The following is a 12,112-nucleotide window of genomic DNA, read 5'->3' as shown; positions in this document are numbered from 1 at the left end:
CGGCCCCTGCAAAATCGGCTGTGCCGCGGCTCAGTTGAACGTGGCGAGATAGGCGATCAGGTTCGCCCGATCCTCGACATCGCTCATGCCGTTATAGGCCATGGCGGTGCCCGGCGCGTAGGCGCGGGGGTTTTCGAGGAAGGCGGAGAGGTTTTCCGGCGTCCATGCCCCATCTTGCGACATGAGCGCGTCGGAATAGTTGAAGCCTTCGGCGGCATGCTTGGGGCGATCGACGACGCCGTGCAGGTAGGGACCGACGCGGTTCACGCCCGGTTCCAGCGCGTGGCAGGCCGAGCACTGGCGCCACAGGCGTTCGCCCGCGCCGGCATCGGCGGTGGCATAGACATCGGCAAAGGCGACCTCGACCACCTCTTCGGCGGGGGCGTCTTCGTCACCGGCCTCTTCGGCCAAGATGACATAGCCACGCGTGGCGTGGTCGCCATGGCTTTCGATTTCGATGTTGTAGAGGCTGTCGGCGGCCCAGCCGCCCAACAAAAGCACCAGCATCGCGCCACAGACGGATGCGAACGCCTTGGTAATGGTCATCGTGTCGAACATGATCTTCCCATTCGGTGTCGCGATTTCGGGGGTATGTATGGGGTTTCACCCCATGATGGCAAGGTGTAGGGAGCGCGACGAAACGCCCACATCCATCGGTGGAACAATGACTGGACGCATCGCCTTTCAGGGGGAACCCGGCGCCTATTCCCATCAGGCGATCCACGACGCAAGACCGGGATTCGAAGCGGTGCCCTGCGCCACCTTCGAAGAAGCGATCGAGGCGGTGCAATCGGGCGCGGCGGATCAGGCCATGCTGCCGGTGGAAAACACCACTTATGGACGGGTGGCCGACATTCACCGGCTCTTGCCGCAATCGGGGCTGCATATCGTCGACGAGGTGTTCGTCCGCGTCCATATCAACCTGATGGCCGTGCCGGGCGCGCAGTTGAGCGACATCCGCGAGGCGCACAGCCATCTGGTGCTGTTGCCGCAATGCGCGGGGTTCTTGCGCAAGCACAAGATCAAGGGCTGCGTCAGCCCCGACAATGCGCGCGCGGCGCGCGACGTGGCGACATGGGGCGACCGGACCAAGGCGGCGCTGGCCTCGGAACTGGCGGCCGAAATCTACGGGCTGGATATCTTGGCGCGCCATATCGAGGATCAGGACACCAACACCACGCGGTTCCTGATCATGGCGCGCGAGCCCGAGATGGCACGGCGGGGCGATCACATGATGACCACCTTCGTGTTCCGGGTGCGCAACATTCCGGCCGCGCTTTACAAGGCGATGGGCGGGTTCGCGACCAATGGCGTGAACATGACCAAGCTGGAAAGCTACATGGTCGACGGGTCGTTCACCGCCACGCAATTCTACGCCGATATCGAAGGCCATCCCGAGGATGCCAACGTGAAACTGGCGTTGGAAGAGCTGGCCTATTTCACGAGCTTCCTGAAGGTCCTTGGCACTTATCCGGCGGCATCCGTCCGGGATTGAGGGCGTCACGACAGGCGAAACCCCGGAGCCCATGGGACACCGGGGTTTCGGATGGAAGCCGGTTGGACCGGCGGGGACCCGTGACCGGGCCGCCCGCGCGGGATGGCCGGATCAGTTGGTGACGCTGCTGATGAGGCCGCGAACGGCGGCGCTGTCACCTTCTTCCTGGTGACGGGCCAGCGCGATCAGCTCACCGCGGGAGAAGTCGGCGGCATTCACGCCCAGTTCATCGGCGGTGTTCTGCAGCCAATTCGGCAGATCGGCAGCGCCACGCGAGGACGCGGTCGAGCCGGTGACCACATCGCCACGTGCGGCGGCGAGGTTGCGGGCCTGTGCGACGTCACCCTGCTCGACGGAGAGGTTGATCGCTTCGGCGATGCCGCGGCGTTCGATTTCCGCCGGGGTCAGGTTGGAGCCGCCCGAGAGGATGAAGTTGATCGTGTTGACGTCGTTTTCCTCGTAGGCGCGGTCGAGCTGGATCAGTTCGGCCGTGGTGTAGGCCCCGGGGGTCACGCCGAGCGCGGCTTCGAACTGGTTCTGGGCTGCGGCCGGTGCGGCGAGGGCGAGGACGGCGGCGGTTGCGAAAAATGCGGTTTTCATAATGTGGTCCTTTTCGTTTCGGTTTGCCCGGCAGGAGCGCCGGGGCTTGGTGTGTCACGGCGTCGTGCCGTCGATGGAAGAGAGATCGGGCGGATCGCGCTGTTATTCAACTCACATACCCGGGACATTCCCGTGAGGTCGGTGCGTTTTTGCACAGATCTGTTTTCTGGCGCACCAGCAGCGCACGAACCGCCGATTTTTTGCGAAAAACTCACGAATTCATGGGGTTATGTCACGCCCCCTCACAAGGATGAGAGCGTGCGAAACAAATCCGGAAGGGGGTTTTGACGCAAATCGGGTCGCGCACGGCCGGAACGGCGGCGCGGCCCGGGATCAGGGGTCGAAGCGGGTGGCGGGCGGCAAGCGGCGCAGCGCGGGATGCGGGAAATTGCGCCGCGCGGTGATCGCGTAGAAGCTTTCGACGATGCCCAGATCGCTGGGGTGGCGGGTCAGGATGCCTGCGCCGATCTCGTCGGCCATGACGACCGGGGGGGCGAGCGCGATGCCGACATCCTGCCGCGCCAGAAGGCGGACCATGGCCATGTCGTCGACTTCGGCCGCGATGCGGGGGACGATGCCAAGGCGCGCGCAGAGCGCATCAAGCCCGGTGCGGATCGAGCTTTCGGTGGGCACGATGAGGGGTTCTTGGGTCAGGAGCGCGGTGGCGTCGGCCTGCCCCATGCGGGCGGGTGTGCCGATCAGCGCCACGGGCTGCGCCGCGATGCGGTCCGCGGTCAGGTCGGGATAGGCGGCGGCGTCGTGGGGTTCGGTCGACAGCACCACGTCGAGCGACAGGCCCGCCAGCCGCGGCAACAGGACCGGCCCAGAGCCCGACACGAGCGCCAGCGGCACGTCACCCAGAACGGGCGAGAGGAAGCGCATCTGGAAATTGCGCGACAGGGTGGAGAGCGCGCCGACGCGAAGCGGGCGGTCATGGCCGACGCCGTCGCCCAGCGCCGCCAGAAGATCTTCGCCCGTGCCGAAGATGCGTTCGGCATGGTCGAGCGCGATCCGTCCGGCTTCGGTCAGGATCAGCTGCCGCCCGCGCCGTTCGAAAAGGGCATGGCCCAGACGTTCCTCCAGCTGGCGGATCTGGGTCGAAAGCGCGGATTGCGACAGGTTCAGCCGTTCGGCCGCGCGGGTCAGGTGCCCCTCGTGCGCGACTTCGCGGAAATACCGCAGGTGGTGATAGTTCAGCCGGTCCATGTTCACCTTGATAGAACGAATGGACCGGCCGAACACGAGTTTTTAGATGCTTTCAATTCGCATGTTCTGGATGCGCAAAACCGGTTCCCACTTTTGCGCAACATGCTCAGACGCCGATCAGCCAATCGGCCAGTGCGATCCAGACCGGGATCGAGAGGATAGCCACGGGCGTGCCGATGCCGGTCGAGGTGCCAACATAGGCGCTGGGGTTGGCCTCGGGCAGGGCGGCGCGCAGCGTGGGCGGGCCGGAGATGTCGGAACTGGAGGCCGCCATGACCGCCAGGAGCACCACGCCGCCACCCGAGAAGCCGGTCAGGTGATGGGCGATGAGCCCCGCGCCGAAGCCCAGCGCGCCATGGACGAAGGGCGCGGCGATCCCGTAGGCGACATAGGCATGGGCCACCTTGCGCATTTCGCCCAGCCGCTGCCACGCCTCCATCCCCATGACGAGCATCAGGATCGACAGGAAGCCCCGGAAGAGCGGTTCGTAGAAGCTGGAATAGACCTGTTCGGGCCGCCCCAGAAGGCCGATGGCAAGGCCAAGGAGCAGGGCGGAGATGGCGGGGCTTTTGAACGTGTCGGTCAGGATCTCGCGCACGAGATCGCCGTTGCCGTTGCCGCCGCCGCCCATGGTGAGGGTCGCGGTGCCACCGCCCGCAGGCTGCACGGAGGCGGTGCGCGCGGCGCTCATCCGGGCCAGCAAGATGGCGGTGACGAGCGCCGCGATGTCCATGAAGGGATAGAGCGCGCCGATGAAGCCCTCATAGGCGATGCCCTCGGCGTCGAGCATGACCATGCCCGCCGCTAGCGTGGAGGCGGAGACCGCGCCGAAAAGGCCCGCCGTCGCCATTCCGTCCATCGCTGCGACACCCCGGGTGCGCGCCAGCGTCCGCGCGCCCAGAAGCACGATGGCGACACCAACGACAGCCGCCGCGATCGCGGGAACGGCAAGGGCCACCAGATCGGCCTCGCGCACGGAGATGCCCGCGCCGAGCCCGACCTTGAGCAGGAGGACGAGAACGATGAATTTGTAGACCGGGGCGGGCACCTCGAGCTTGCTGCCAAGGGCTGCCAGCATCATGCCGCCGATCAGGAAGGCGAGCGTCGGTTTTTGCAATTGCGCGACAAGTGTCGCGACGATGTCGAAGATCACGTCCATGGCGCGCACCCCTTGCGTCCGGTTTCGGTTGGCGGGGATATGGCGGAGAGGTGTCTGAAAGAAAAATACAGCTTTTGGCAATATGGTTCTGTTTTATGGAACGATGAAGCCGAGGCCCCAGAGCGTCGCCATGCCTGCGACGATGGCCCAGATGGCGTTTTTCGTCCAAAGCCCCATGGCCAGCGCCAGCGTGGCGGCGATGATGCGCACCGGGTCGAGCTGCCCGCCCGTGGCCTGCGGCCAGAGGATCAGGGGCGTGACCATGGCGGGCAGGATGCCGACCGCCGTGTAGCGCAGGTGGCGCAAGAGCCATGGCGGCAATTGCCGGTCGCCGAGGATGCCGAGAAAGGAAAACCGGATCAGGAAGGTTCCTGCGCCCAGCGCCAGAATGATGATCCAGATGTCGGTGACGGAATAGGTCATCGCCGCGCCTCCATCCGGCGTTCGACCTCGGCGCCCACCATCATCGCGGCAAGGCCCGCCGCCAGAAGCCAGAGGTTCCACGGCAGGAAGGCCAGCGTGATGGCCATGACGACCGAGGTGAGCGCGGCGGCGACATGGGCGATGGTGCGGAGTGCGGGGGCGATGAGCGCGATGAAGGTGATCGGCACCGCGAAATCGAGGCCCAGGGCGGGCGGGATCGCCTCGCCCAGAACGATGCCGAGCGCGGTGGCGCCGATCCAGACCGGGATGATGGGGGTGGAGGTCCCGAAGAAGAAGGCGACCTTTTCAGCGGTGGATTGGCGGGGGTTCGCCTCGTAATCGGCATGGCCCAGCGCATAGGTCTGATCGACGTTCATGTAGGCGATGAGCGCGCGTTGCCAGACAGGGGCCGCGCCCAGATGCGGCGCGAGCGAGGCGGAATACATCGCCATGCGCAGGTTCACCGCAAGCGCGGAGGCCACGACGATGAAGGTGGGCGCATTGTCGGCCATCAGTTGCAGGGCGGTGAATTGCGACGCGCCCGCGATCACCAGAACGGTGAAGCCCATGACCTGCGCGATGTTCAACCCCGCCTCGGTGCCGACGACACCGAAAAGAAGGCCGAAGGGCCCCACCACGATGACGAAGGGCAGCGCGGTGCGGATCCCGCGCAGGTAGGCGGTTCTGGGGCTGGATGGGGTCATCGGGCGGGCTAGCCTTGCAGGGGATACCGGGGCTTCCTAGGCGAGGGTTCGGGGGGATGCAATTCAGCGCGCGTGGGGCGCGGCATAAGAGGATGTGATGGGCAGGACGGGTGTGACCGATACGATCTTCATGGTGGATTGGTCGGCGCGGTCCGCACCCTCGCCCGCGCGGCCGGTCAAGGATGCGATCTTTGTCGCCGAACACGGGCCCGAGGCGCAGGCGGTGAGCTATCACCGGACGCGGGGCGCGGCGCTGGCGCATCTGGTGGCGCGGTTCGACGCGGTGCTGGCGCGGGGCGGGCGCGTCATCGCGGGGTTCGATTTTCCCTTCGGCTACCCGGCGGGCTTCGCGGCGGCGCTGACCGGGGCGGCCGATCCTTTCGCGGTCTGGCGCTGGCTGGCCGAGGCCATCGCGGATGACGGGCGGAACGCCAACAACCGGTGGGATGTGGCCGAGGCGATGAACGGGCGGTTTCCCGGTGTCGGCCCGTTCTGGGGCTGCCCCGCCGCGCGGGCCAGTGCCGCGCTGCCGGCGCGCGGCACGCTGCGCCATGGGCACGGGATGGCGGAGCGGCGGGGGGTAGAGATGCTGCTGCCACGGGCGCAGCCCTGCTGGAAGCTGTTCACGACGGGATCAGTGGGCAGCCAGAGCCTATTGGGCCTGCCGAGGTTGCAAAGCCTGCGGGAGCGTTACGGCGCGCGGCTGACCGTGCGCCCCTTCGAGGAACGGGAGGCGGATATCGTGTTGGCGGAGGTCTATCCCTCGCTGATCGACGGGGCGGTGAGGGCGCGGGCATTGCCGGGTGAAATTCACGACGCCGCGCAGGTACGGGTTCTGGCGCAGGCGTTCGCGGGGCTTGGGCCGGGCAGGCTGGACGCGATGCTGCGCGAAGGCGATCGGAAGGAAGGCTGGATCGCGGGGCTGGGCCACGAGGCGGAGCTGATCGCGGCGCTGGAGGGCTGAGGCGGCGATTTCGTGCAGGACGACAGGGCGGAATTCGCGCCCCTCAGTCGAAGGTGCCGGCGACGCGACCGATCAGCATGAAGGCGCGCGCGGTGCGGGTGCCCGCCAGCGCCACGATTTCGGCATCGCTGGCGTTCTTTTCGAAATCCATGAAGGTCCGGTCGAAATGGCGCAGGAAATGATGCGCCGCATCGCGGAAGACCGGATCCTTTTTCATCCGGCCCGCCGCGAGAACGAGGCTGGAGCGGTCATGGATGCCGCCCAAAGCCGCAACGGCGCGGCCGCGTTCACCTTGGGCGAAGCGACGCCAGATCTCGGGGCGGGCGCGATCGGGGCGCAAATCGTCCATGTAGATGCCATCCTGGCTGAGGAGCGTCAGGATGTCCTGGCTGGCGCGGATCAAACGCTCGGTCGCGCGATCCTCGAGCGCGCGGCGGAGTGTCCGGAAGCCTTCCTTGTCGTGTTCGTTCTCGGGGAAATTCAGCGCCTTGATGAAATCGGCGACCGAGATCGGGTCCTTTTCGGCCGGAGCAGAGAGGGCGAGACCCGGCTGCGGCTGTTCGGGGGTGCTGGGCGTCTGGATCACGGCGGCGCGGTCTTCGGGCGGGGCCAGCGCGCGGAGCGAGGAAAAGACCGGGGCGCCGGCGGCTTGGGCCGCGCGGGTGGTTTCGACCAGTTCCTCCAGCTTTTCGACCACGGCGGGGCGCAGGTCCATGGTGGCGCGCTGTTGCTGGTCGACATAGGCCGCGCGCATCGCGTCGATGGAGGCCTGAAGGCGCGCCGCCTCTTCGCGCAGGCCGCGCGCGGTGCGCAGCGCGGTCGCGGCAACCCAGATCAGCGCGATGGGCATGATGATGGCAAGGATCGTCAGCACGCCATCGGCAAAGCCGCCGGCATTGCCTTCGACATCGCCGGAGTTGAGCAAGATCACCGCCACGAGCCACAGACAGGTGAGCACGCCCGCCCCGACCTCGATCCCGGTGATGCGCCGCGACGGCTCCTCCCTTGCGTAAAGGCCCAGTTCAAGGGGCGTGGGCTTGGGTTGGTCCGGCATGGGCTGCGGCACACTTCAGGCTTTGCGCGAGGCGCGCGCAGGGGTTTCTTTGCGCGGGATGCGCACGGATGTGCGCGGAATTGGCTACGCACCGATGTGCGCGGGACGGATCAGACGTAGGTGACGGAGAGGATCTCGTAATCCTTGTCGCCGCCGGGCGTCTTGACCTCGACGCTATCGCCCTCTTCCTTGCCGATCAAGGCGCGGGCGAGCGGCGAGTTGATGTTGAGCATGCCCTTTTCGATATTCGCCTCGGCCTCGCCCACGATCTGGAACGTCTTTTCGACGTCATCCTCGTCGACCAGCACGACGGTCGCGCCGAATTTGATCGGACCGGAGAGCGTCTTGGGGTCGATGACATTGGCGCGGCCGATCAGCCCTTCGAGTTCCTTGATGCGGCCCTCGATGAAAGACTGCTTTTCCTTGGCCGAATGATATTCCGCGTTTTCCGATAGGTCGCCGTGTTCGCGCGCTTCGGAAATGGCTTGGATGATCGCCGGACGCTCGACGCTTTTGAGCTGTTTCAGCTCCTCGTTCAGGGCCTTGTAGCCCGCCGGGGTCATCGGGATCTTTTCCATCGGATTGGCCTTGGATCAATAGGGTAAGGAACGGGTCGGAGATAGGAGGTTAGGCACGAACCAACCCATGTTCAACGGGGTATGCGAAGGCTCAGCTGCCGCCCGTGACACCGATCTCGGCGGTGCCGGTGACGGTGATGCCGGGCGTCGGGCGCGGTTCGGGGCGTTCGGGCGGGCCATCGACACCGCAGGCGGCGAGAAAGCCCAGAAGCGCGGTGGCAAGAAGCGCCCGTGCGACGGGGGCGGCGGCGGAGGCACGAAACGGCGTCATGGCAAGATCTCCTTCCAGCGCGCGATCTGGGCGCGGACCTGCGCGGGGGCCGTCCCGCCGTAGGACATGCGGGAGGCCACGGAATTGTGGACGCCCAACACCTCGAAGATAGACGCGGTGATGCCGGGATGAACAGACTGCATCTGCGCAAGGTCAAGGTCGGGCAGATCGACGCCCGCGCCCTCGGCCATGGCGACGAGCGTGCCTGTGACGTGATGCGCGTCGCGGAAGGGCAGGCCCAGAACACGCACGAGCCAATCGGCGAGATCGGTGGCGGTGGAAAAGCCCGAGCCCGCCGCGCGTTCCAGCGCCTCGCGGTTGGCGGTCATGTCGCGCACCATCCCCTCCATCGCGGCGAGCGCGAGCATCAGGTTGTCGGCGGCGTCGAAGACCTGTTCCTTGTCTTCTTGCATGTCCTTGGAATAGGCGAGCGGAAGGCCCTTCATCACCATCATCAACGCTACATTCGCGCCGAAGATGCGCCCGATCTTGGCCCGGATCAGTTCGGCGGCATCGGGGTTCTTTTTCTGGGGCATGATCGAGGAGCCGGTGGAAAAGCGGTCCGACAGCCGCACGAAGCGGAATTGCGCGGAGGACCAGATCACCAGTTCCTCGGCGAAGCGCGACAGGTGCATGGCGCAGATCGAGGCGGCGGAGAGAAATTCCAGCGCGAAATCGCGGGCCGATACGGCATCGAGCGAATTGGCCATGGGCCGGTCGAAGCCCAGCGCCTCGGCCGTCATGTGCCGGTCTATGGGAAACGACGTGCCCGCGAGCGCCGCCGCCCCGAGCGGGCTTTCGTTCATGCGCGCGCGCGCATCCATCATCCGCCCCCGGTCGCGGGCGAACATTTCGACATAGGCCATCATGTGATGGCCCCATGTCACGGGCTGTGCGGTCTGGAGATGGGTGAAGCCGGGCATGACCCAATCGGCGCCCTGTTCGGCCTGCGCGAGAAGCGCGCGCATCAAGGCCTCGAGGCCCAGGATCGCGGCATCGCATTGCTCGCGCACCCAGAGGCGGAAATCGGTCGCGACCTGATCGTTGCGCGAACGCGCGGTGTGCAGACGGCCTGCCGGTTCGCCGATGACCTGCTTCAGCCGCGCCTCGACATTCATGTGGATGTCTTCGAGAGCGGTGGAAAACTCGAAGGTGCCGCCCTCGATCTCTGACAAGACCGTGAGCAACCCTTCCCGGATCGCGCTGGCGTCGCTATCACTGAGGATGCCGGCAGCCGCCAGCATCGCCGCATGGGCGCGGGAGCCTTCGATATCCTGCCTCGCCAGTCGCTTGTCGAACCCGATCGAGGCGTTGATCGCCTCCATGATCGCGTCCGGCCCGGCGGCGAAGCGCCCGCCCCACATGGCATTGGCGGTGGTGTCGGTCATGAGCTCTGGCCCTTTGGAGGAAGTTCCGGATGATCCGCTATCTGCGTCTTGGGGTGCTCTACCTTGCTGCAAGCCTGTGTGCAAATGCTGCCGTAGCCCAGGACCTGTCCGGGTACCTGACGGGCGAGATGCGGGGGCTGGTGGTGCATGAGACGCCGGTTGCGGCGTCAGCCCTGCCCTATCTGCGCGAGGACGAGACGGAAGGTCGGCTTGCCGATTATGCCGGGCGGTATGTCGTGCTGAATTTCTGGGCCACATGGTGCGCGCCCTGCCGCGAGGAGATGCCATCGCTGCAAAACCTTCAGGCGGAACTGGGGGGCGAGGATTTCGCCGTCGTGACGCTGGCCACCGGGCGCAATCCGCCGCAGGCGATTGCCCGGTTTTTCGAGGAGATCGGGGTGGAGGACCTGCCCCGCTACCGCGACATCAACCAGCAGATCGCGCGGGAAATGGGGGTGTTCGGCCTGCCGATCACCGTGATCCTGAACCCGCAAGGTCAGGAGATCGCGCGGCTGAGAGGCGATGCGCATTGGGACAGCCCCGAGGCCTTTGCCTTGATCGAGGCGCTTTTGGCGGGCGGCGCGGGCTGATTGCCGGTTGAGGGGGCTCTGACCCCGTCGCGGCCCATGGGCCGCGCCTCCCCCGGAGTTTTTCGGCCAAGATGAAGGCGCACCGTTAACCTTGATATCGGGTTAAGCCGTGCAGGGCTTCAGCGCAGCGCCGCATGGCGGTGGCAGGTTGTGATGTGGTCGTTCACGAGGCCTGTCGCCTGCATCCAGGCATAGGTGATCGTGGGGCCGCAGAAGCGGAAACCGGCCGCCTTGAGATCCTTGGAGACCTGTTCGCTGAGTTCCGTGTAGGCGGGAACGGCGGCCTGATCGGGACGGTCGGGTTGCAGCGGTGTGCCGTCGACATAACGCCACATGAAATCTGCGAAGGCATCGGGGCCGCCGAGGTCGAGAAACGCGCGGGCATTGGTGATCGCGGCCTCGCATTTGCCGCGATGGCGCACGATGCCGGGATCCGCAAGGAGGCGGGCGATTTCGGGTTCGCCCCAGCGGGCGATGTCCACCGGGTCGAACCCGGCGAAGGCCGCGCGGAAGGCGTCGCGTTTGCGCAAGATCGTGATCCAGGACAGGCCCGCCTGGAACCCGTCGAGGATGAGCTTTTCCCACAGCGCGCGGCCATCGCGTTCGGGCACGCCCCATTCGGTGTCGTGATAGGCGACATAGAGCGGATAGGTTCCGCACCAGCCGCAGCGATCCATGGTCTGCATCCCGAGAACTCCGGAGAATTGGCTGAAAATGCGAAGCTTGGGAATTTGTTAAGGGGTCGGGTGGCATTCCGGCAAGGGCGATCACGGGCGATGGCGGCGGAGGTGCTGGAATGGGTCACATGCGGGGAAGACCGGTGGAGGCGGGGTTGGCCAGCCCGCTGGAGGCCGCGATCGCGGAGCGGGACCGCGGCACGCTGGCCATGGTGCGGGCGGCACTGGCGCGCGGGGATGCGGTGCTGGCCTTTCAGCCGGTGCTGCGGGCCGATGGCGGCGGCGTGGCCTTCTACGAGGGGTTGATCCGCATCCTTGACGAGACCGGGCGGGTGATCCCGGCGCGTGATTTCATCGGCGCGGTGGAGGATCTGGACCTGGGCCGGCAGATCGATTGCGTGGCGCTGCGGCTGGGGTTGCAGGCGTTGCAGGAGCATCCGGGCCTTCGGCTGTCGGTGAACATGTCGGCGCGGTCGGTGGGTTACCCGGAATGGATGCAGATCCTGCGCCGGGCCACGCGGCAAGAGCCCGCGACGGTGCGCCGCCTGATCCTGGAGATCACCGAGACGAGCGCGATGCTGATGCCCGAGCTGGTCAAGGTCTTCATGGCGGAGATGCGGGACAAGGGCATCTTGTTCGCGCTGGATGATTTCGGGGCCGGGCAGACCTCGTTCCGGCATCTGCGGCATTTCAGTTTCGACATCGTCAAGATCGACGGGGATTTCACCCGCGCGGTCGATGCCGATCCGGACAACCAGGTGCTTTACGAGGCGCTGATCGGGCTGGCGCGGCATTTCGACATGCTGACCGTGGCCGAAGCCGTCGAAAGCCCGGAGGAGGCGCGGTGGCTGACCGCCGCCGGGATCGGGTGCCTGCAAGGGTTCCATCTGGGGGTGCCGGTTTTCGATCCGCCGTGGCGCGCAAGGCCTGCGGAACACAGGCGCAAGCGCGCGGGCCGGGGCGGCGGAGCGCCGCAAGATCGGCGCTGAGACATGATATCCGT

15 protein-coding genes are annotated in these 12,112 nt (G+C 66.3%); 4 read left to right on the top strand and 11 right to left on the bottom strand.

Translation table 11 applies throughout. The annotated features are described in order from the left end of the window. Window positions 1-30 precede the first annotated feature (30 nt). The gene (locus QQK63_RS00425; RefSeq protein WP_277827980.1) at window positions 31-558 is read right to left on the bottom strand and encodes a c-type cytochrome; all 528 of its coding nucleotides are present in this window, start codon (window positions 556-558) and stop codon (window positions 31-33) included. A gap of 106 nt (window positions 559-664) precedes the next feature. Between QQK63_RS00425 and QQK63_RS00420 the strand changes: the two genes are divergently transcribed. Then, the gene (locus QQK63_RS00420; protein WP_277827982.1) at window positions 665-1,495 is read left to right on the top strand and encodes a prephenate dehydratase; all 831 of its coding nucleotides are present in this window, start codon (window positions 665-667) and stop codon (window positions 1,493-1,495) included. 111 nt (window positions 1,496-1,606) lie between these two features. Here the strand turns inward: QQK63_RS00420 and QQK63_RS00415 are convergent, their stop codons facing one another. From QQK63_RS00415 to QQK63_RS00395, 5 genes are all read right to left on the bottom strand, one after another. Then, entirely contained in the window at window positions 1,607-2,095 is a 489-nt protein-coding gene (locus tag QQK63_RS00415) for a hypothetical protein (protein ID WP_277827984.1), read from the bottom strand. Window positions 2,096-2,428: 333 nt separating this feature from the next. Then, window positions 2,429-3,301 (bottom strand): LysR family transcriptional regulator, encoded by an 873-nt coding sequence (locus tag QQK63_RS00410; protein WP_277827986.1) that lies wholly within the window; start codon window positions 3,299-3,301, stop codon window positions 2,429-2,431. A 106-nt stretch (window positions 3,302-3,407) separates the two neighbouring features. Beyond that, entirely contained in the window at window positions 3,408-4,460 is a 1,053-nt protein-coding gene (locus QQK63_RS00405; RefSeq protein WP_277827988.1) for a sodium-dependent bicarbonate transport family permease, read from the bottom strand. Window positions 4,461-4,553: 93 nt separating this feature from the next. Beyond that, on the bottom strand, window positions 4,554-4,883 hold the full coding sequence (locus tag QQK63_RS00400) for an AzlD domain-containing protein (RefSeq protein ID WP_277827990.1): 330 nt from the start codon (window positions 4,881-4,883) through the stop codon (window positions 4,554-4,556). Continuing rightward, complete coding sequence (locus QQK63_RS00395; protein ID WP_277827993.1) at window positions 4,880-5,587, bottom strand: AzlC family ABC transporter permease; 708 nt, start codon at window positions 5,585-5,587, stop codon at window positions 4,880-4,882. The genes QQK63_RS00400 and QQK63_RS00395 overlap by 4 nt, the downstream gene beginning before the upstream one ends. A gap of 97 nt (window positions 5,588-5,684) precedes the next feature. Here QQK63_RS00395 and QQK63_RS00390 point away from each other — a divergent pair, with 97 nt between their 5' ends. Beyond that, entirely contained in the window at window positions 5,685-6,551 is an 867-nt protein-coding gene (locus QQK63_RS00390) for a molybdopterin guanine dinucleotide synthesis (RefSeq protein ID WP_277827995.1), read from the top strand. A 43-nt stretch (window positions 6,552-6,594) separates the two neighbouring features. On the opposite strand, the gene QQK63_RS00385 is transcribed toward QQK63_RS00390, so the two are convergent. The 4 genes from QQK63_RS00385 to argH form a co-directional block, all read right to left on the bottom strand. Then, a complete protein-coding gene (locus QQK63_RS00385) occupies window positions 6,595-7,605 on the bottom strand; it encodes a hypothetical protein (RefSeq protein WP_277827997.1) in 1,011 nt (336 codons plus the stop codon). Between the two features lie 110 nt (window positions 7,606-7,715). Next, window positions 7,716-8,183 carry a transcription elongation factor GreA gene (gene greA / locus QQK63_RS00380; RefSeq protein WP_277827999.1) on the bottom strand — a complete coding sequence of 156 codons (468 nt, stop codon included), beginning with the start codon at window positions 8,181-8,183 and terminating at the stop codon, window positions 7,716-7,718. Window positions 8,184-8,274: 91 nt separating this feature from the next. Next, window positions 8,275-8,454: a lipoprotein gene (locus tag QQK63_RS00375; protein ID WP_277828001.1), complete on the bottom strand. Its 180-nt coding sequence runs from the start codon at window positions 8,452-8,454 to the stop codon at window positions 8,275-8,277. Then, the gene (argH, locus tag QQK63_RS00370) at window positions 8,451-9,842 is read right to left on the bottom strand and encodes an argininosuccinate lyase (protein ID WP_277828003.1); all 1,392 of its coding nucleotides are present in this window, start codon (window positions 9,840-9,842) and stop codon (window positions 8,451-8,453) included. The genes QQK63_RS00375 and argH overlap by 4 nt, the downstream gene beginning before the upstream one ends. A 29-nt stretch (window positions 9,843-9,871) precedes the next feature. Here argH and QQK63_RS00365 point away from each other — a divergent pair, with 29 nt between their 5' ends. Then, window positions 9,872-10,432: a TlpA family protein disulfide reductase gene (locus QQK63_RS00365; protein WP_277828005.1), complete on the top strand. Its 561-nt coding sequence runs from the start codon at window positions 9,872-9,874 to the stop codon at window positions 10,430-10,432. 119 nt (window positions 10,433-10,551) lie between these two features. Here the strand turns inward: QQK63_RS00365 and QQK63_RS00360 are convergent, their stop codons facing one another. Next, the gene (locus tag QQK63_RS00360; protein ID WP_277828183.1) at window positions 10,552-11,109 is read right to left on the bottom strand and encodes a DNA-3-methyladenine glycosylase I; all 558 of its coding nucleotides are present in this window, start codon (window positions 11,107-11,109) and stop codon (window positions 10,552-10,554) included. A 128-nt stretch (window positions 11,110-11,237) separates the two neighbouring features. On the opposite strand from QQK63_RS00360, the gene QQK63_RS00355 reads away from it, so the two are divergent. After that, window positions 11,238-12,098, top strand: a complete 861-nt coding sequence (locus tag QQK63_RS00355) for an EAL domain-containing protein (RefSeq protein ID WP_277828007.1) — start codon at window positions 11,238-11,240, stop codon at window positions 12,096-12,098. The last annotated feature ends 14 nt before the right edge of the window (window positions 12,099-12,112 follow it).

The sequence above is a fragment of the Roseicyclus marinus genome (genome assembly GCF_030163795.1).
Taxonomy (GTDB): domain Bacteria; phylum Pseudomonadota; class Alphaproteobacteria; order Rhodobacterales; family Rhodobacteraceae; genus Roseicyclus; species Roseicyclus marinus.
Note: the sequence above shows the minus strand (reverse complement) of the source record. Positions and strands in the feature narration are given on the sequence as shown.